This window comes from Streptomyces flavofungini (assembly GCF_030388665.1).
Classification (GTDB): domain Bacteria; phylum Actinomycetota; class Actinomycetes; order Streptomycetales; family Streptomycetaceae; genus Streptomyces; species Streptomyces flavofungini_A.
Genome location: NZ_CP128846.1, coordinates 5,215,603 through 5,233,353 on the forward strand (window position 1 = coordinate 5,215,603; position 17,751 = coordinate 5,233,353).

18 protein-coding genes are annotated in these 17,751 nt (G+C 71.1%); 9 read left to right on the top strand and 9 right to left on the bottom strand.

The genetic code is table 11. From position 1 onward, the window contains the following. Positions 1–61 precede the first annotated feature (61 nt). Positions 62–892: a calcium-binding protein gene (locus QUY26_RS22080; protein WP_289949326.1), complete on the top strand. Its 831-nt coding sequence runs from the start codon at positions 62–64 to the stop codon at positions 890–892. Between the two features lie 88 nt (positions 893–980). On the opposite strand, the gene QUY26_RS22085 is transcribed toward QUY26_RS22080, so the two are convergent. Together QUY26_RS22085 and QUY26_RS22090 are read right to left on the bottom strand one after the other, a co-directional pair. Further along, positions 981–3,383, bottom strand: a complete 2,403-nt coding sequence (locus tag QUY26_RS22085; RefSeq protein WP_289949329.1) for a cation-translocating P-type ATPase — start codon at positions 3,381–3,383, stop codon at positions 981–983. Positions 3,384–3,492: 109 nt separating this feature from the next. Next, positions 3,493–3,813 (bottom strand): DUF2530 domain-containing protein, encoded by a 321-nt coding sequence (locus QUY26_RS22090; protein ID WP_289949331.1) that lies wholly within the window; start codon positions 3,811–3,813, stop codon positions 3,493–3,495. 226 nt (positions 3,814–4,039) lie between these two features. Here QUY26_RS22090 and QUY26_RS22095 point away from each other — a divergent pair, with 226 nt between their 5' ends. After that, positions 4,040–5,485, top strand: a complete 1,446-nt coding sequence (locus tag QUY26_RS22095) for an NCS2 family permease (RefSeq protein ID WP_289949333.1) — start codon at positions 4,040–4,042, stop codon at positions 5,483–5,485. 78 nt (positions 5,486–5,563) lie between these two features. Here QUY26_RS22095 and QUY26_RS22100 read toward each other — a convergent pair whose 3' ends face one another. Continuing rightward, the gene (locus QUY26_RS22100) at positions 5,564–5,740 is read right to left on the bottom strand and encodes a ribbon-helix-helix protein, CopG family (protein WP_289949335.1); all 177 of its coding nucleotides are present in this window, start codon (positions 5,738–5,740) and stop codon (positions 5,564–5,566) included. A 166-nt stretch (positions 5,741–5,906) separates the two neighbouring features. Between QUY26_RS22100 and QUY26_RS22105 the strand changes: the two genes are divergently transcribed. Continuing rightward, positions 5,907–6,344 carry a MarR family winged helix-turn-helix transcriptional regulator gene (locus tag QUY26_RS22105; RefSeq protein ID WP_030361471.1) on the top strand — a complete coding sequence of 146 codons (438 nt, stop codon included), beginning with the start codon at positions 5,907–5,909 and terminating at the stop codon, positions 6,342–6,344. A 25-nt stretch (positions 6,345–6,369) separates the two neighbouring features. Continuing rightward, entirely contained in the window at positions 6,370–7,761 is a 1,392-nt protein-coding gene (locus QUY26_RS22110; RefSeq protein WP_289949338.1) for an MFS transporter, read from the top strand. A 128-nt stretch (positions 7,762–7,889) separates the two neighbouring features. On the opposite strand, the gene QUY26_RS22115 is transcribed toward QUY26_RS22110, so the two are convergent. Next, positions 7,890–8,423 (bottom strand): GNAT family N-acetyltransferase, encoded by a 534-nt coding sequence (locus QUY26_RS22115; RefSeq protein ID WP_289949339.1) that lies wholly within the window; start codon positions 8,421–8,423, stop codon positions 7,890–7,892. A 17-nt stretch (positions 8,424–8,440) separates the two neighbouring features. Here QUY26_RS22115 and thpR point away from each other — a divergent pair, with 17 nt between their 5' ends. Further along, complete coding sequence (gene thpR, locus QUY26_RS22120) at positions 8,441–9,091, top strand: RNA 2',3'-cyclic phosphodiesterase (protein ID WP_289949341.1); 651 nt, start codon at positions 8,441–8,443, stop codon at positions 9,089–9,091. A 235-nt stretch (positions 9,092–9,326) separates the two neighbouring features. Here thpR and QUY26_RS22125 read toward each other — a convergent pair whose 3' ends face one another. The 3 genes from QUY26_RS22125 to QUY26_RS22135 form a co-directional block, all read right to left on the bottom strand. Then, the gene (locus QUY26_RS22125) at positions 9,327–10,319 is read right to left on the bottom strand and encodes an aldo/keto reductase (protein WP_289949343.1); all 993 of its coding nucleotides are present in this window, start codon (positions 10,317–10,319) and stop codon (positions 9,327–9,329) included. A 61-nt stretch (positions 10,320–10,380) separates the two neighbouring features. After that, positions 10,381–10,512, bottom strand: coding sequence for a hypothetical protein (locus QUY26_RS22130; RefSeq protein ID WP_354670701.1), 132 nt, complete (start codon positions 10,510–10,512; stop codon positions 10,381–10,383). Positions 10,513–10,546: 34 nt separating this feature from the next. Continuing rightward, a complete protein-coding gene (locus tag QUY26_RS22135) occupies positions 10,547–11,116 on the bottom strand; it encodes a MarR family winged helix-turn-helix transcriptional regulator (protein WP_436840378.1) in 570 nt (189 codons plus the stop codon). Between the two features lie 23 nt (positions 11,117–11,139). Here QUY26_RS22135 and QUY26_RS22140 point away from each other — a divergent pair, with 23 nt between their 5' ends. From QUY26_RS22140 to QUY26_RS22150, 3 genes are all read left to right on the top strand, one after another. After that, entirely contained in the window at positions 11,140–11,652 is a 513-nt protein-coding gene (locus QUY26_RS22140; RefSeq protein ID WP_289949347.1) for a carboxymuconolactone decarboxylase family protein, read from the top strand. A gap of 80 nt (positions 11,653–11,732) precedes the next feature. Beyond that, positions 11,733–12,146, top strand: a complete 414-nt coding sequence (locus tag QUY26_RS22145) for a VOC family protein (protein WP_289949350.1) — start codon at positions 11,733–11,735, stop codon at positions 12,144–12,146. 133 nt (positions 12,147–12,279) lie between these two features. After that, positions 12,280–12,801: an iron chaperone gene (locus tag QUY26_RS22150; protein ID WP_289949352.1), complete on the top strand. Its 522-nt coding sequence runs from the start codon at positions 12,280–12,282 to the stop codon at positions 12,799–12,801. A 60-nt stretch (positions 12,802–12,861) separates the two neighbouring features. Here QUY26_RS22150 and QUY26_RS22155 read toward each other — a convergent pair whose 3' ends face one another. After that, complete coding sequence (locus tag QUY26_RS22155) at positions 12,862–14,412, bottom strand: helix-turn-helix domain-containing protein (protein ID WP_289949354.1); 1,551 nt, start codon at positions 14,410–14,412, stop codon at positions 12,862–12,864. Between the two features lie 278 nt (positions 14,413–14,690). Between QUY26_RS22155 and QUY26_RS22160 the strand changes: the two genes are divergently transcribed. After that, entirely contained in the window at positions 14,691–15,314 is a 624-nt protein-coding gene (locus tag QUY26_RS22160; RefSeq protein WP_289949356.1) for a hypothetical protein, read from the top strand. A 101-nt stretch (positions 15,315–15,415) separates the two neighbouring features. On the opposite strand, the gene QUY26_RS22165 is transcribed toward QUY26_RS22160, so the two are convergent. Continuing rightward, positions 15,416–17,749, bottom strand: a complete 2,334-nt coding sequence (locus QUY26_RS22165; RefSeq protein WP_289949361.1) for an FG-GAP repeat domain-containing protein — start codon at positions 17,747–17,749, stop codon at positions 15,416–15,418. Positions 17,750–17,751: the final 2 nt, after the last annotated feature.

Below are 17,751 nucleotides of genomic sequence, written 5' to 3' on the forward strand. Positions count from 1 at the left end.
CGCCTCCGGCGACGCACCGCACCTCTCCTCACCTCTCCGTTCTCACTCCCAAGGAACCACCATGCGCATCCGCGCCACTGTGGCCGCCGTCTCCGGCGCCCTCGCCCTGTCCGCCTTCGTCGCCCCGACCGCCCAGGCCGCCCCGGTCGCCGACCCCGGCTTCCCGACGAAGGACGTGCAGCAGGGCGACACCAAGATCACGAAGGCCGTCGTCAACCGCGGCAAGGACCTCGTGGTCGGCACCACGGCGAAGAAGAAGTTCACCATCGCCGTCACCGCGACCGACCCGAAGGGCGTCGCCGGTGCCGGCGGCCTGCTGTGGCACGGCGAGAAGTTCCACGAGCGCTACCTCGACGGCATGCTCGCCCCGGTCGCCGACGAGAAGTGCGCGCACGCCGACGCGACCACGGCGACCTGCACGGTCACCATCACGGTGAACCCGAAGGCGTCCCTGCAGAACAACGGCCTCGGCAACCACCTGGCGGGCGGCGGCTGGAAGCTCCTCGCCGCCGCCGGCGGCAAGGACGACGACTACGTGGTCAAGACCGCCCTCAAGCCCGGCATCCGCCTCAAGCGCGCCGCCAAGCTCACGGTCAACGCGTCCCCGGAGCCGGTGAAGAAGGGCAGGACGATCACGGTCTCGGGCGTCCTGACCCGCGCGAACTGGGACACGAAGAAGTACGCGGGCTACACGAAGCAGTCGGTGAAGCTGCAGTTCAAGAAGAAGGGCGCGAGCGCCTACACCACCGTGAAGACGGTGAAGTCGGACCGCAAGGGCAACCTGAAGACCACGGTGAAGGCGTCGGTGGACGGCACCTTCCGTTACGTCTTTGCGGGGACGTCGACCACCCCGGCCGTCACGTCGACCGGGGACTCCGTCGACGTACGCTGAGCCCCGCGCCCCAAAAGGGGCGCGGGGAACTGCGCGACAAGCCCCCACCGGCCCGCGGGGAAGAACCGACCGAGGCCCAGGGGCCCGACTACGCCGCGAAGCGGCGGTCGACCCAGCGGAAGGCGAACTCGATCGCCACCGCCGCGACCGCCGCGATCGCGACCGCCGCCCACGGCATCGTCGTGCCGACCAGCTTCAGGGCGAAGAAGTCCTGGAGCCAGGGGATGACGAGGACGAGCAGGAAGCCGAGGCCCATGGCGGCGACCAGGGCGATGCGCCACCAGGTGTAGGGGCGGGCGATGATCGCCAGGACCCACAGGGAGACCAGGAAGAGCGCGAGGGTGGCCGCGCTGGTCTCGGCCTCGCGGGCGCCCTCGCCGGTGTAGTGGTGGCGGGCCAGGAGGTACGTCGCGAAGGTGGCGACCGCCGCGATGATGCCGCCCGGCAGGGCGTAGCGCATGACCCTTCGCACGAAGTGCGGTTTCGCGCGTTCCTTGTTGGGGGCCAGGGCGAGGAAGAAGGCCGGGACGCCGATGGTGAGGGTGGAGAGCAGGGTCAGGTGGCGGGGCAGGAAGAGGTACTCCACCTGGGAGCAGACCACCAGCAGGGCGATCACGACCGAGTAGACGGTCTTGACGAGGAAGAGCGTCGCTACTCGGGTGATGTTGCCGATGACGCGGCGGCCCTCCGCGACCACCGAAGGCAGCGTCGCGAAGCTGTTGTTCAGGAGGACGATCTGGGCGACCGCGCGGGTCGCCTCCGAGCCCGAGCCCATCGAGACGCCGATGTCGGCGTCCTTGAGGGCGAGCACGTCGTTGACGCCGTCGCCGGTCATCGCGACCGTGTGGCCCTTGGACTGCAGCGCGCCGACCATGTCGCGCTTCTGCTGCGGGGTGACGCGCCCGAAGACGGAGTTGGCGTCCAGGGCCTCGGCCATCTCGCCCTGGTCGGTGGGGAGCTGCCGGGCGTCGACGGTGTTCTCGGCGCCGGGCAGGCCGAGCTTGCCCGCGACCGCGCTGACGGACACCGCGTTGTCGCCGGAGATGACCTTCGCCTGGACGTTCTGCTCCTCGAAGTACCGCAGGGTGTCGGCGGCGTCGGGGCGCAGGCGCTGTTCGAGGACGACGAGAGCGGTGGCGTGGGCGCCGGCCGCGATGTCGGGGGCGTCCAGGTCGCCCGCGGCACGGGCCAGGAGCAGTACGCGCAGGCCCTGGTGGTTCAGGTGCTCGACCTCGTCGAGGGTCGGGTCCCCGGTGGGCAGCAGCACGTCGGGGGCGCCGAGCAGCCAGGTGGAGTTCTCGCCGTCGCCCTCGCTGAAGCTGGCGCCGCTGTACTTGCGGGCGGAGGAGAACGGCAGTGACTCCGTGCAGCGCCACTCGTCGCTGTCGGGGTAGGCGTCGATGATGGCCTGGAGGGAGGCGTTGGGGCGCGGGTCGGACTCGCCGAGGGCGCCGAGGACCTTGCGTACGTAGGCCTCGTCGGAGCCGCCCAGGGGGCGCAGCTCGGTGACGTCCATGCCGCCCTCGGTGAGCGTGCCCGTCTTGTCGAGGCAGACGGTGTCGACGCGCGCGAGGCCCTCGATGGCGGGGAGTTCCTGCACCAGGCACTGCTTGCGGCCGAGGCGGATCACGCCGATCGCGAAGGCCACGGAGGTGAGCAGGACCAGGCCCTCGGGGATCATGGGGACGATGCCGCCGACGGTGTAGGCGATCGACTCCTTGAAGTTGTCGTCCTTGACGACCAGCTGGGAGATGATCAGGCCGATCGAGGTCGGGACCATCAGCCACGTCACGTACTTGAGGATCGTGGAGATGCCCGAGCGCAGTTCGGAGTGGACGAGCGTGAAGCGGCTGGCCTCCTCCGCGAGCTGCGCCGCGTAGGCCTCGCGCCCCACCTTCGTGGCCGTGAAGGCGCCGCCGCCCGCGACCACGAACGAGCCCGACATCATCTTGTCGCCGGGCTTCTTCAGGACCGGGTCGGCCTCACCGGTGAGCAGGGACTCGTCGACTTCGAGGCCGTCGGCCTCGACCGTCTCGCCGTCGACCACGATCTTGTCGCCGGGTCCGAGCTCCACCAGGTCGCCGAGGACGATCTCGGAGGTGGAGATCTCCGCGGCCACGCCGTCCCGGCGGACCGTGGGCTTGGCCTCGCCGATGACCGCGAGGCCGTCGAGGGTCTTCTTGGCGCGCAGTTCCTGGATGATGCCGATGCCCGTGTTGGCGACGATCACGAAGCCGAAGAGGCTGTCCTGGATCGGCGCCACGAACAGCATGATCACCCAGAGCACGCCGATGATGGCGTTGAACCGGGTGAAGACGTTGGCGCGGACGATCTCGGTGGTGGACCGGCTGCTGCGGACGGGTACGTCGTTGATCTCGCCGCGGGCGACCCGCTCGGCGACCTCGGCCGCCGTGAGGCCGGTGGCCCGTGCCGTCGGCGGCGCGACCGGATGGACCGGGTCCAGCTCGGCGCCCGCGTCGATATGCGTCATGCAGAAGACGGTACGGGGGGAGCGGGGTGTTCACCCCTTGAGTACCGGAAAGATCCGACCTCGGTAGGACGGGGTTTGCCCTCAGGTCGTATGCCGTACTGCCGACGTACTACACCGGCCCGGAAGCCTCCGGCCGCGCGGGCTCGGAACCCTCCGTGCCCGGGCCCGGCGTGCCGGGTGCGGCCTCCGCCCGCGCACGCTTGATCGCCGCGTCGCGCGAGCGGACGTACCAGATGCCGATCAGGCCGAGGCCGCCGCCGGCCAGGCACGTCCACACCCACCAGGTGATGTCCCGGTCGTCGAACCAGCCGTAGAACGGCATCTGCGCGACGAAGAGGACGAACCAGATGATCGTGCCGCCGGTGATGGTGGCGACGATCGGGCCCTCCAGGGGCTCCGGCGCCTCGTGCTTGGGTGTCCACTTCGCCATGGCCCCTAGCTTAGTCGGGGCCGTTCCCGGCCTCCGGTGGACGCTCGCACCCCTTGTGCCACAAGGCTCTACGCGCGGAGATGGCCATTTCTCGTTCATGTATTCATACTGAAACGGCTTCTTAATGGCCAGTTGCTTTCGTACGAAGACACAATCTCGCGCAAGCGAAGACACCGTCTCGCGCAAGCCCGGCTCATCCCGTTCAACAGAGGTCACGAGGTCCCGCATGTCCCCCTCGGCCAGCGCTCCGGTCGACGCCAAGCAGCCCCCGAATTCCCCGCAGGGCGGGCTCGACGGCTTCTTCAAGATCTCGGAGCGGGGCTCGACCCTGGCCAGGGAAGTACGGGGCGGCTTCGCCACCTTCTTCGCGATGGCCTACATCATCGTGCTCAACCCGATCATCCTCGGCAGCGCCAAGGACATGTACGGCCACCAGCTCGACAACAAGCAGCTGGTCACCGCCACCGTCCTCACGGCCGCGTTCACCACGCTGCTCATGGGCGTCATCGGCAACGTCCCGATCGCCCTCGCCGCCGGTCTCGGCGTGAACACCGTGGTCGCTCTGCAGCTCGCGCCGCGGATGTCCTGGCCGGACGCCATGGGCATGGTCGTCCTCGCGGGCTTCGTGGTGATGCTCCTGGTGGCCACGGGGCTGCGGGAGCGCGTGATGAGCGCCGTGCCGCTCGGCCTGCGCAAGGGCATCGCGATCGGCATCGGCCTGTTCATCATGCTGATCGGCCTCGTCGACGCGGGCTTCGTCTCGCGCATCCCCGACGCCGCGCACACCACCGTGCCCCTCCAGCTCGGCGGCGACGGTCACCTGAACGGCTGGCCGGTGCTCGTCTTCGTGCTCGGCGTGCTGCTCACGCTGGCGCTCCTGGTCCGCAAGGTACCGGGCGCGATCCTGCTGTCCATCGTCGTCATGACGATTCTGGCCATGATCATCCATGCGGTCGCGGACGTGCCGTCCTGGGGCCTGACGACCCCGGAGTGGCCCGGCAACCCGGTCTCCACGCCCGACTTCGGCCTGGTCGGTGAGATCAGCCTGTTCGGCGGCTTCGACAAGGTCGGCATCCTCACCGGTGTCCTGTTCGTCTTCACCGTGCTGCTCTCGTGCTTCTTCGACGCGATGGGCACGATCATGGGCATCGGCGACGAGGCCCACCTGACCGACGACAAGGGCAACATGCCCGGCATCAACAAGGTGCTCTTCGTCGACGGCATCGCGGTCGCCGCGGGCGGCGCCTCCTCCGCCTCGGCCACCACCTGCTTCGTGGAGTCCACGGCGGGCGTCGGCGAGGGCGCGCGGACCGGCCTCGCCAACGTCGTCACCGGCGGTCTCTTCGCCGTGGCGCTGTTCCTCACGCCGCTCGCCACGATGGTGCCCTCGCAGGCGGCCACGCCCGCGCTGCTCGCGGTCGGCTTCCTGATCCTGTCCGGCTCGATCGGCGCGATCGACTGGAGCGACTACACCATCGCGATCCCGGCGTTCGTGACGATGCTGATGATGCCGTTCACGTACTCGATCACGAACGGCATCGGCATGGGCTTCATCGCCTTCACCGTGCTGCGGCTCGTGGCCGGGCGGGGCCGCGAGGTGCCGGTCGCCATGTACGCGGTGTCCGCCGTGTTCGCCTTCTACTACCTGATGCCGGCGCTCGGTCTCACGTAGCGCCCCGAAGGTCTCGCGTCGCACCCCTCGGGGGCGCGGGCCGGGGGCGGGGGCCCCGGCGGTGCCCCTGGGTGCCCCCTAGGCGTAGAACTTCTCCGTCGCCTCGACGGACGACTTGAACCGCTCGTCGAAGTCATCACGGATGAGCGTCCGGGCCACGTAGTCCTGGACGCTCATTCCTCTTTTCGCGGCGTGCTGCCGGATCCGGTCGAGCAGATCGCCGTCTATCCGCAGGCTGAGCACTGTCGATCCCATGAGGGACAGCGTTGCGGCCCTCTCGTGGGGGATGCCCGGCTTTCCGAATCCAGCTCACTCATTCGGGTGACTAAAGGGTTCTGTGTGCCAGATCACGGGCAGCCCGGGCTTCTCCGGTCGGTAACCGAATGGTCTTTAGTTAGGGTAATGAGTTACGCTAAAGAACATGCCGGACCTCTCCCATGGTGACAACGCTGCCGCCGTGAACTCGCTGCGCTCCGCCGTGATGCGCCTCTCCCGTCGACTCAAGCACCAGCGGGTCGACGAGTCGCTGAGCCCCACCGAGATGTCGGTGCTCGGCACCCTCGCCCGCTGTGGCAGCGCCACACCGGGTGAACTCGCCCGCAAAGAGCATGTGCAGCCGCCGTCGATGACCCGCATCGTCGCGCTCCTGGAGGCCAAGGGCCTGGTCAGGCTCGAACCGCACCCGGAGGACCGCCGCCAGAAGGTGGTGACCCAGACGGAGCAGGCCGAGGCCATGCTCGAGGAGAGCCGCCGCAAGCGGAACGCATGGCTCGCGAACCTCGCCGCCGACCTCGACGAGGACGAGTGGGAGGCGCTGCGCGCCGCCGCTCCGGTTCTGGAGAAGCTGGCCCACCTCTGATCCGACGCCAAGGAGGCGAACCCTTTTGAGTACGGGATCCGGAGCAGACTCCGCCCCCGCACCGACCGCCCTCGACACCCCCGCCCGCCGCCGCTCAAGGAGCCTGCTTCGCAGGCGCCGTGATGATGGCCCCCACAAGACCTCGATGTTCAGCTCCCTGAGGATCCGGAACTACCGGCTCTTCGCCGCGGGAGCCGCCGTCTCCAACACCGGCACCTGGATGGCCCGCATCACCCAGGACTGGCTGGTCCTGAGCCTCACCGGCTCGTCCGCCGCCGTCGGCATCACCACCGCGATGCAGTTCCTGCCGATGCTGCTCTTCGGCCTGTACGGCGGCGTCATCGCCGACCGGTTCGCCAAGCGGAACCTGCTCTTCGTCACCCAGGGCGCCATGGGCCTGGGCGGCCTCTTCCTGGCCGCGATGACGCTCTCCGGCCACGTCCAGGTCTGGCACGTCTACGCCACCGCGTTCTTCACCGGCCTGGTGACCGTCGTCGACAACCCGACCCGGCAGTCCTTCGTGTCCGAGCTCGTCGGCCCCGACCAGCTCCGCAACGCCGTCTCCCTGAACTCCGCGAACTTCCAGTCCGCGCGCCTCATCGGCCCGGCCGTCGCGGGCCTCGTCACGGCCGCCGTCGGCCCCGGCTGGGCGTTCCTCGCCAACGGCCTGTCCTTCCTCGCGCCGCTGACCGGACTCCTGCTCATCCGCACCGCCGAGCTGACCCGCAGCCCGCTCGCGCCGCGCGGCCGCAAGGGGCAGCTGCGCGAGGGTCTGAACTACGTCTCCCGGCACCCGGAGCTGATCTGGCCGATCGTGCTCATCGGCTTCATCGGCACGTTCGGCTTCAACTTCCCGATCTGGCTGAGCGCGTACGCCGACGACGTCTTCCACGGCGGCTCCGGCATGTACGCCCTGTTCACCACGCTGATGGGCGCGGGGTCCCTGATCGGGGCGCTGCTCGCCGCGCGGCGGCGCTCCTCACGGCTGCGGATGCTCGCGGGCGCGGCCGGTCTGTTCGGCGTCGCGCTGATCGCCGTCGCGGCGGTGCCCAACGCCTACGTCTTCGCGGCCCTGCTCGTGCCCGTCGGCGCGATCGGGCTCACCGTCAACGTCACCGCGAACTCCTCGGTGCAGATGGCCACCGACCCCGAGATGCGGGGGCGGGTGATGAGCCTGTTCATGATGGTGTTCGTGGGGGGTACGCCTTTGGGCGGGCCGTTGTTCGGGTGGCTCACCGACGCGTACGGAGTGCGCGTGAGCTTTGCTCTGGGCGGGCTGATCGTGGCCGTCGCCGCGCTCGGGGTCGGCCTGATGCTGGCTCGCGCGGCCAACCTCCGGTTGAAGGTGGACCTGCGGCGGGGCCACACCCACGTGGAGTTCGTCGCCCGGGAGCGGGAGCTGGCGCCCGCGGCATAGCGGATTGCCCGGCGGCGTAGCGGACTCTGTGTGTGGGGGGACTGCGCGTACTCGTCGGGCTGCTGCCCGGTGGGCGGGGGCTGGTCGCGCAGTTCCCCGCGCCCCTTCGAGGGGCGCCACCTGGGTGCCTACAGGCGCATCTCCAGGACCTGACCCGGCCAGGTGCCGTTCTTCTCCGTGAAGGACTGTGTCCGTACGAAGCCGTTGCTCTCGTAGTACGCCACAAGGCGGCCCTCGTTGCCCGCGTAGCAGTCGACCCGGAGCAGGGAGATGCCCTTCCTCCGGGTCTCGGCCGCGGCGTGGGCCAGGAGGGCGCGGCCCACGCCCAGGCCGCGGAAGCGATGGTCGGTGGCCAGGTAGTGGACGTACTGCTCGGGCTCGTCGACCGGGGGAATGTATGAGCCGGGGCCGTCGGTGAGCATCAGCATCCCCGCGGGCTCCCCGCCGACCTCGGCGATCCACGGCGAGCCGGTGGCCACGTACTTCTCGATCGCCTCGACGACCTTCGGGTTCCGCGACAGCGGCTCGGTGCCCCACTGCCCCGTCCGGCCCTGCGAGACCAGCCAGGCGACGGCGCTGTCGAGGATGGCGAGGAAGGCGGGGATGTCGGCGGGTCCGGCGGCGCGTATGCGTACGGAATCGGAGTGATCCAAATCGTCCATGGAGGCAGGCTAGTCGCATGAGACTTTTCGCGGCGGTGCTGCCGCCGGAACCGGTGGCGGACGAACTGGCCGGTGTGGTGGCAGGGTTGAGGGAACTGCCGGGCCCGGCCGGAGTGCGGTGGTCGAGCCGGGAGAGCTGGCACTTCACGCTGGTGTTCCTGGCCGAGGTGGACGACGAGGTGGTGCCCGCGGTGTGCGAGCGCATGGAGCGGGCGGCGCGGCGCACGGCGCCGTTCCCGCTGTCGCTGCGCGGCGGCGGTCACTTCGGCGGCAGGGCCCTGTGGGCCGGGGCGGGCGGCGCGGTCGCCGAGCTGCGGATCCTGGCGGGCCGGGCGGAGGCGGCCGCGCGGAAGGCGGGCGTCACGATGACCGAGCACCGGCCCTACCGCCCGCACCTGACGCTGGCCCGCTCGCGCGGCGACGCGGACTTCACGCCGTACGTGGAGGCCCTGCGGGGCTTCGACGGCACGCCGTGGACCGTGCCCGAGCTGGTCCTCGTGCGCAGCAACCTGCCCACGAGCGGAGTGCCGGGGGAACGGCCCCGGTACGAGGCGGTGGGGCGGTGGCCGCTGGGGGGTGCCGCGCAGGACGCCGCTGGGGCGGGCGCCGCTGGGGCGGGCGCCGATGGGACGGACGCCGCCGCGAGGGACGCCGGCGCGGCCGGTTAACCTCGATGGCGTGAACCCCAAGACCAGGAACCGGATCATGGCCGGTGTGCTCGTGCTGATGTTCGTCGTCGTGGCGCTCGCGGCGGCGCTCGGCCAATAGCCGAGGCCGCCGCGGGGGCGCGCGTGCGTCCTTCCGTTGTCACCGGGGTGAGGGCCTCTCACCGCAGTGCGGGCTTCTCACTGCGGTGCGGGCTTCTCACCGGGCGAACGCTCTCTCACCGGGGCGAAGGCGCCCTCACCAGGCGAAGGCCTCCGGGGACGGGCCCGGGCCCGGGAAGATCTCGTCGAGGGACAGCAGCACGTCCTTGCTCAGCTTCAGCTCGACGGCGCGCACGGCCGAGTCGAGCTGCTCCGGGGTGCGCGGGCCGACGATCGGTCCGGTGACGCCGGGGCGGGTGAGCAGCCAGGCCAGGGCGACCTCGCCGGGGTGCAGGCCGTGCTTGTCGAGCAGGTCCTCGTACGCCTGGACCTGCGCGCGCGTCGCGGGGTCGGCGAGGGCCGACGCGGCTCGGCCCGAGGCGCGCCGTGAGCCCTCGACCTCCTTCTTCAGGACGCCGCCGAGCAGTCCGCCGTGCAGCGGGGACCAGGGGATGACGCCGAGGCCGTAGTCCCGGGCGGCGGGCAGGACCTCCATCTCGGCGCGGCGCTCCGCGAGGTTGTAGAGGCACTGCTCGGTGACCAGGCCGTAGCTGCCGCGGCGGGCGGCCAGCTCGTTCGCCTGGGCGATCTTGTAGCCGGGGAAGTTGCTGGAGCCCGCGTAGAGGATCTTGCCCTGTTGGACGAGGACGTCGACGGCCTGCCAGATCTCCTCGAACGGGGTGTTCCGGTCAATGTGGTGGAACTGGTAGATGTCGATGTAGTCGGTCTGCAGGCGCTTGAGGGAGGCCTCGACGGAGCGGCGGATGTTGACCGCCGAGAGCTTGTCGTGGTTCGGCCAGGGGGCGACGCCGTCCGGCGTCATGTTCCCGTACACCTTCGTGGCGAGGACGACCTTGTCGCGCCGGTCGCCGCCCTGCGCGAACCAGGTGCCGATGATCTCCTCGGTGCGGCCCTTGTTCTCGTGCCAGCCGTAGGTGTTGGCGGTGTCGAAGAAGTTGATGCCCGCGGCGAGCGCGGCATCCATGATGGCGTGACTCTCCGCCTCCCCGGTCTGCGGCCCGAAGTTCATCGTGCCGAGAGTGAGGCGGCTGACCTTGAGTCCGGTGCGGCCGAGCTGTGTGTACTTCATGGGGGTCAAGGCAACGGGGTGGAGTGTGCTCTAGGCAAGGGGTTATGGGGGAGGGGGTGCTTCAGTCGCGGGAGAAGCCGGAGGTGTTGAGGGTGATACCGAGGGGGGTGGCGGTGAGGTCGACGTCCCCGCCGAAGGCGACGACGGTCTCGGTGACGTAGTCCCCGTCCTTCGGCTGGGTGTAGATACGCACGGCGCCGAGTCACGTACGGCTGTGCGAGGCTCGGTCACGCCCCGCCCAGCCACCCCGCCGCGTCCAGCCGGAACGCCTCCGGCGGGACGACCGCCCGCAGGTCGTCCTCCAGGGCGCGGACGCGGTCCGGGCCGAGCGCCCGTGTCCACTCCGCCCGCAGCTCGTCGAAGACCGCCGCCGAGCGGGCCAGGGCGTCCAGGCCGTGCGGGGTGAGGCGGACCAGTTTGCGGCGGGCGTCGGCCGGGTCGTCGGCGCGCTCGGCGTACCCGAGGGCGACCAGGCGGTCCACGGTCTTGCCCGCAGCCTGCTTGGTGACGCCGAGCCGCCGCCCGATCTCGCTCGCGCTCGCCCCGCCCGCGCCGACGGCCTGCATCGCGAAGCCGTGCGCGGGGCGCAGGTCCGGGTGGCCCTGGCGGGCCAGCTCGGCGTGCAGACGGTCGATGAGGGTGCGGAACCCGGCGAAGAGGAGGAGAGGCAGCTCGTAGCCGGGGCGGTCGGGGGCGGGGGCCTCCGCGGCTTCGGGTGCCTTCGTGACCCCCTGCTCTCGGTGGGCCGACCCCTTCCCTTTTTCGACAACCTGGTTTACCTTCTTATCGTCAACCATGTTGTCCACTTTAGGGGGATGGGATGTTCGCCGCACACACCGTGGAGACCGCGCCGGAAGGATCCCGGGCCGCGATGGAGGGCGTCGTACGCGCCTTCGGCGTGCTGCCGGACGCCGTCGCCAAGCTCGCCGCCTCGCCCGAACTGCTCACCGGCTTCCTGGAGTTGAGCGAGAAGTTCGAGCGCACGACCCTGGATCCGCTGGCCCGCGAGACCGTCGTCATGACGATCGCCGTGCGCAACGACTGCCACATATGCGTGACGCTGCACACCGGCAAGCTGCGCAAGCTCGGCGCCGACGCGGCGCTCGTGGCCGCGCTCCGGGAGGGCGGGGAGCTGCCCGAGGGGCACGAACGCCTCGAAGCCGTAAGACAGTTCACGCTGCGGGTCGTCGAGCGCGCCGGGGGCGTGGACGACGCCGACGTGAAGGCGTTCCTGGCGCACGGCTACACGGAGCGCAACGCCCTGGAAGTCGTCATGGGCATCGGTACGTACACGATGTCGACCCTCGCGAACCGGCTGACGGGGGCCGTCTGAGCACGCCCTGAGCCACGGCCTCGGTGACTGGTCAGGATTCGAGAAGCGCCGGTCACCGGGGCCGCAGTTAAATGACGGACATGGACCTCACCATTCACACCACCGCCCTTCCGCACACCGACCCGGACGCCTCCGTCGCCTTCTACCGCGACGCCCTCGGCTTCGAGGTCCGCACCGACGTCGGCCAGGGCGCCATGCGCTGGATCACCGTCGGCCCCGCCGACCAGCCCGACATGTCCATCCTGCTCGCGCCGCCCGCCGTCGACCCCGGCATCACCGAGGACGAGCGCCGCGTCATCGCTGAGATGATGGCCAAGGGCACGTACGGCTGGATCCTGCTCGCCACCCGCGACCTCGACGGCACCTTCGCGAAGGTCCAGGCCGCTGACGCCGAGGTCGTCCAGGAGCCCACCGAGCAGCCCTACGGCGTGCGCGACTGCGCCTTCCGCGACCCCGCGGGCAACCTCATCCGCATCCAGGAACTCCAGGCCTGAGAGGGGCTGCCCCATGTGCCGTCCCGAGTGGGCACGCGCTCTGACCGCCGCATACGTCGCAAGCGAGATCAGTGGGATCAGTGGGATCAGCAAGACCAGTGAGGCCAGTGAGATCCGTGAGAGAGGAACCGTCATGGCTGCCGCGAAGAAGACCGCCAAGAGCACCGCCGCCACCGCGACGATCGGTAAGACCGGGACGACCGAGGTGGCCGAGAAGCACGAGGGGTTCACCGAGGAGGAGCGCGCGGCCATGAAGGAGCGCGCCAAGGAGTTGAAGGCCGCCTCGCGGCGCGGCTCGCGCTCGGCCAAGTCGGCCAAGGCGGACGGTGAGAGCGACGTCCTCGCGAAGATCGCCGAGATGCCGGAGGCGGACCGCGTCCTCGCGGCCCGAGTCCACGAGATCGTCAAGGCGAACGCCCCCGAGCTGACGCCGAAGCTCTGGTACGGGATGCCCGCGTACGCCAGGAACGGCAAGGTCCTCTGCTTCTTCCAGGCCGCGCACAAGTTCAAGTCGCGCTACGCCACGCTGGGCTTCAGCGATGAGGCGAGGGGGCTCGACGACGGCACCATGTGGCCGACCGTCTTCGCCCTGACGACGCTGACCGCCGCCGACGAGGACCGGATCGGCCGGCTCGTCAAGACGGCGGTCGGCTGAGGCGGCCGCCGGGCGCGGTCCTCACCACCCCGCTGCCCGCCGGTCAGCGGCTGCGTGGGCTCAGCCGTAGGTCTCCCAACGGCGCCCCACGGTGTCGTACGTGTACCGGGGCAGGCCCTTGATGGCGCTGGTGCGGAACGGACGGCCGTCGTCGTCGATCCGCACGGTGCCCTTGCGGCCCTGGGAGGACCAGTCCAGCTCCAGGTACCAGCGGCAGTCGCACGCGCTGGTCCCTGCCGTGACCAGCAACACCTCGGGGTCCTTCGCCGAGACGCGGTAGGGCATGCGCACGGCCGGGATCGGCGTGCCGGAGTCGTTCCCGGCCACCGCGCGGGCGATGGGGCGGTCCTTGTCCAGGTCCACGGCGAAGGACCGGGGGGTGATGGAGCCGCCGCACCCCTGGTCCATGGCGTACGCGTTGCCCTCGACCGGCGCCGTACGACCCACCACGCGCACGCGCAGCGCCTCCAGTACGACGGCCGTGTCGCTGCGGCCCTGCACCGAGAGTTGGACGAGCGTCTCGCCGCCGTGCACCGCGTCCTGCGTGGCCACCCAGGGCGCCGCGTCCTGCGGGACAGGGGGCGGGGGGACCTGGCTCGGCGGCTTGGCGACGACGTAGTCGTGATCGCAGCCGAGCTTCCAGGCCTGGGAGTTGACGGACCAGGTGAGCGGCTGGCCGGCAGGCTGTTTCCCGCGTGGCGGGGCGGATGCCGCGCCGGACGGACGAGAGGCGCCCGGCTTCTTCTTCGAGTCCTTTGAGTTCTTCGAGTTCTTCGAGTCCTTCGGGGCGGCGGAGCCGGAAGGCCGCTCGGAGTCGGGGGCGGTGCCGCTCGGGTCGGGTGAGGCGCCCCGTCGCTCCGGCGCCGCGGCCTCCGTCGTACCGGTGCCCCGGTCAGGACCGTCGGCGGACGCCCGCCGCCCGTCCGGCAGCACGGAGAAGGCCCCGAGCGTCGCGAGTACGGCACAGGCGGAGGCCAGCCCGACCACGAGGCGTCTGCGGCGGTACCAGGGGCGGCGCGGGGGCGAGGGCGGGGGCGCGCCGGGGGGTCCGTGCGGCCCGGGTGGTCCGGGTGGTCCGGACGCGGGGGCCGTTTCGACGACCGGGCTGCCGTCGGCCTTCACGTCTGTGTCCGGCTCGGTGGTGCCCTCCACGTCTGTGTCCGGCTCGGTGGTGCTGTCCAGGTCCGTGTCCGGCTCGGTGGTGCTGTCCAGGTCCGTGTCCGGCTCGGTGGCGTTCTCCCCTTCCGTGTCCGCTCCGCCTGCCGCGTCGTTCCCGGCTTGGGCCGCCGTGGCGTCGGGCGTGCTCTCCGTCGCTTCCGTCGCTTCCGTCGTACGAGGCCGACGGCGGGCTGCCACTGCCAGGAGCCAGCGGCGGTGGAGTTCCAGGCGTTGCTCCGAGGTCGCCCCGCACAGGGCCGCGAAGCGTTCCACGGGGGCGAAGTCGAGCGGTACCGCGTCGCCCGCGCAGTAGCGGTGCAGCGTCGACGTGTTCATGCCCAGACGGCGGGCCAGCGAGCCATAGCTCCGGTCCGTGCCCTCCTTCAACGCCCGCAGCAGCGCCGCGAACTCCGCCACGTCGTCGATGCCGTCGCCGTCGCCCTGTGCCGACACGGGTCCTCCGTCCTCGTACGACCCCACCCGGCCCGGGACGGTATCCCAGGCACCTCATATACCTGCACGTCAGATGGGCTGGGATGGTTCCACCGTGCCCGATCGGCCGTAGGTTGTTGCGCTTGGCCGCCGTGACCGTTGATGCTCTTGGTGCCGCACCGACCAGGCCCGCACCGACCGGGCCACCATCGACCAGGCCCGCACCGGCCAGGCCCGCGCCGACCGGTCGACCTCGTCGCGGCATCCACGTCCACGCACTCACCCTCGGGGGATCACCCATGTCCATGCGCATCCGAACCAGCGCCTGCACCGCACTCGCCGTCGCCGCCCTCGCGGCGGGCACGGTCCTCACCGCACCGGCCGCCGGCGCCGCGCCGAAGGCCGCCGCGCCCAAGTTCCTGTCGGCGTCCCAGCTGCCGCCGCACGCGTCGTCGTCGTGGACCGCCGGGCCGGTCAAGGGCGGGTTCCCGGAGGGCCTCGGCGTCTGCGTGAGCACGGAGGGCGTGCCCTCCTACGACTACCGGCACCGGGAGTTCCGCACCGACCTGGACACCAACGCCGTGCAGCTGACCGTCGTGGCGGACACGGCCGCCCACGCCAAGGCCCTGGCGAAGCACTACGACGACCTGATCCGCACCTGCGCCGACCGCATCGAGCAGGGCTCGCCCGACATCGAGGCCGAGGGCCGGGACTACGGCAAGCTGCCGGTCGAGGAGGGCGCCCGCGTCCGCGGCGTGCACACCGAGTCGTCCGGGGGCGCCACCGACATCGCGCTGCTGTCGGTCGGGCGGGACGGCCGGACCGTCACCGTCGTGCAGTGGGCGCAGCTGGGCGACTTCGGCGACGCGCCCGTGGCCGCCTTCAAGAAGACCACGACCACGGCCGTCAACAAGCTGTACTGACCGGGCGGCCACTGAGCGTGGCCGGGGCCGTCCTCCCGTCACGGGGGCGGGAGGACGGCCCCGCATCCGTCATGCCTCGGCGAGGGCCGTCAGGAAACGGGCTAGCCCAGGGAAGCCCACTCCTTCCAGTACTGCGCTTCGCCGAACGCGGCCCGGTTGCTGAACGTCCCGTTCCCCTTGCCCGCGTTGAGCCACAGGCGGCCGCTCGTGTCGCGCGCCAGCAAGTCGTGCTGGCCGTCGCCGTTGACGTCACCGGCGCCGATGACGTCCTTGTACGAGGCGCCCCAGTCCTTGAAGACGCGCACCCGGTCCTTGAGCTTGCCGGTGCGCAGGCCGTCGTAGCGCCACAGCTCGCCGGACTTGTCGAGGGCGAGGACGTCGCCGACGCCGTCGCCGTTGAGGTCGCCGGCGCCGATGACGCGGGTGTAGCCGGTCCAGGCGGAGCGGATCTTCACGCGGGGCTTGAAGGCGCCCGCGCCGCCCGAGCCACCTGTGCCGCCTGTGCCGTCGTGGGCGTACAGGTACACGTTCCCGGTGGTCTTGTCGCGGGCCAGCAGGTCCGGGCGGCCGTCGCCGGTCTGGTCGCCGCTCGCGAGGAGCGTGTCGTACTTGCTCCAGTCCCGGGCGAGCCGCTTGTACGGCGAGTCCGGTGTGGGCAGGCCGCCGCACACCGGGGTGTAGAGGCGGGCCTCGCCTCCGGGCAGTCGCACGATCAGGTCGTTGCAGCGGTCCCCGTCGGCGTCGCCGAACGGCACGACGCGTGTCCTGTCGTCCCAGGGGGAGGCGTAGAACGTCTCCGTGGGGTTGGTGGTGTCGCCCGTGTACAGCTTCATCGAGTCGCTGAGCGACAGGCCCACGACGTCCCCTCGGGAGTCGTCGGCGTAGTCGTGCCACTTCGGTGTGGCGCGGGTGCCCGTGGTCGCCGTGTACGCGGCGCGCTTGCCGTCCGCGGTCTGCTGCGTCCACACCGCGACGGGGCGGCCCTTGCCGCCGACTGCCACGAGGCCCCTGCTCGCGCTGTCCTTCGTCCGCGCGCTGAGCGTGCGCGGCTTGGACGGGTCGCCGCCCTTGAGGGTCTGCGCGACGAAATCGCGGCGGACGGTCCGGCCGAGCTCGAAGCGCCGCTGGGTGTACGTGACGACGACCGTGCCGTCGGCCGTGGCCGCCGCGCCCAGGGAGTCGGAGTCCACGTACGGGGCGAGCTTGCGGGTCGTGCCCCAACTGCCCTTGTCGGCCGGACGGGTGGCGATGCCCGGGGTGTCCTTGCCGATGAAGCCGACCGCTGTGACGTCGCCGTCCGGGGTGGTGACAAGATCGGCGGGGGCGTACGTCCGTGCCCCCACCCCGGTCTGCTCCACCGCGCCCCACTCGGCCGCTCCGGCCGTCTTGCGGGCGTAGCCGCCGCCGTTCGCGAGCAGGTGGAAGCCGCCCTTCGGGTGCGCGGAGAACGCGACCTGCTTCGGCTTCTCGCCGAGCTGCGGCACGTCGCGCGGTGCGCTCCAGGAGGAGCCGTCGGCCGCGGGCTTCTCCAGGAACTTGTAGTGCCACTTGTACGCCGACGGGTCCGGGTCCACACCGTCTCCGGTGTAGTAGCTGTTGCCGCCCCAGATCACGCCGACGGTGCCCGAGGGGTCCACGGCCACGCGCAGGTCCCACAGGACGTAGTTGTAGACGTTGTCGTCGCGGACGATCGGGTCGGGCAGCTGGTCGAGGGTCTTCGGCGCGGACCACTCGCCGTCCGGGCCGGTGCGGTCGACGACCGTCAGACGGTGGTCGGCGTCCATCCACGCGACGGCCTGGTGGCCCTCGGCGTTGGCGGCGAGCGTGGTCAACTGCGTGCGCATGTGCACCCAGTCGCGGGCGAGCGTGCCGGTGGCGATGTCCTCGGCGGGCCCGAAGTCCTTGCTGTCCGCGGCGAGACGGGACAGCTTCAGGGTGCGGCTGCCGCCGTCGCCCGCGTCCGTCCACGACAGGAGCGAGACCGCGCCGTCGTCGGTGCGCTGGAGCGTGGCGCCGTCCGGCGCGGGGACGGCGGTGCCCCACGTGGTGCCGCCCGCGGGCCGCACCGCGACGACGGTCTTGCCGTCCTGCGTGAACAGCCCGGCGACCGTACCGCCCGAGGTCGCCTTCAGGTCGACGACTCCGGTGACACCGGGCAGTTCCTTGGGCGCGGCCCAGGGGCCAAGGCCGGCCGGGACGGCGTTCACGGGCGCGGGCGCCTTCGTGGCCGTCGTGGTGGGTGCGGTGGGCGTGGCCGCCTGGGCGCCCGGTGCGGCGGCGCCCAGGGCGAGGGCGGAGACGAGGGCTCCGCCCAGGAGGGCCGAACTGCCCGCTCCACCGGTGGTGGTGGTTCTGCCGGTCCTACTGGTCCTGCCGGTCCTGTTGGCTCTGCTGGTTCTGTTGGCTCTGCTCGTTCTGTTGCTTCTGCCGGACATGG

What these genes read in the sequence shown, in the direction of transcription:
- QUY26_RS22080 (WP_289949326.1), top strand. Translation starts at nt 62, where the DNA reads ATGCGCATCCGCGCCACTGTGGCCGCCGTCTCCGGCGCCCTCGCCCTG.
- QUY26_RS22085 (WP_289949329.1), bottom strand. Translation starts at nt 3,383, where the DNA reads ATGACGCATATCGACGCGGGCGCCGAGCTGGACCCGGTCCATCCGGTC.
- QUY26_RS22090 (WP_289949331.1), bottom strand. Translation starts at nt 3,813, where the DNA reads ATGGCGAAGTGGACACCCAAGCACGAGGCGCCGGAGCCCCTGGAGGGC.
- QUY26_RS22095 (WP_289949333.1), top strand. Translation starts at nt 4,040, where the DNA reads ATGTCCCCCTCGGCCAGCGCTCCGGTCGACGCCAAGCAGCCCCCGAAT.
- QUY26_RS22100 (WP_289949335.1), bottom strand. Translation starts at nt 5,740, where the DNA reads ATGGGATCGACAGTGCTCAGCCTGCGGATAGACGGCGATCTGCTCGAC.
- QUY26_RS22105 (WP_030361471.1), top strand. Translation starts at nt 5,907, where the DNA reads ATGCCGGACCTCTCCCATGGTGACAACGCTGCCGCCGTGAACTCGCTG.
- QUY26_RS22115 (WP_289949339.1), bottom strand. Translation starts at nt 8,423, where the DNA reads ATGGACGATTTGGATCACTCCGATTCCGTACGCATACGCGCCGCCGGA.
- thpR (WP_289949341.1), top strand. Translation starts at nt 8,441, where the DNA reads ATGAGACTTTTCGCGGCGGTGCTGCCGCCGGAACCGGTGGCGGACGAA.
- QUY26_RS22125 (WP_289949343.1), bottom strand. Translation starts at nt 10,319, where the DNA reads ATGAAGTACACACAGCTCGGCCGCACCGGACTCAAGGTCAGCCGCCTC.
- QUY26_RS22135 (WP_436840378.1), bottom strand. Translation starts at nt 11,116, where the DNA reads ATGGTTGACGATAAGAAGGTAAACCAGGTTGTCGAAAAAGGGAAGGGG.
- QUY26_RS22140 (WP_289949347.1), top strand. Translation starts at nt 11,140, where the DNA reads ATGTTCGCCGCACACACCGTGGAGACCGCGCCGGAAGGATCCCGGGCC.
- QUY26_RS22145 (WP_289949350.1), top strand. Translation starts at nt 11,733, where the DNA reads ATGGACCTCACCATTCACACCACCGCCCTTCCGCACACCGACCCGGAC.
- QUY26_RS22150 (WP_289949352.1), top strand. Translation starts at nt 12,280, where the DNA reads ATGGCTGCCGCGAAGAAGACCGCCAAGAGCACCGCCGCCACCGCGACG.
- QUY26_RS22160 (WP_289949356.1), top strand. Translation starts at nt 14,691, where the DNA reads ATGTCCATGCGCATCCGAACCAGCGCCTGCACCGCACTCGCCGTCGCC.
- QUY26_RS22165 (WP_289949361.1), bottom strand. Translation starts at nt 17,749, where the DNA reads ATGTCCGGCAGAAGCAACAGAACGAGCAGAGCCAACAGAACCAGCAGA.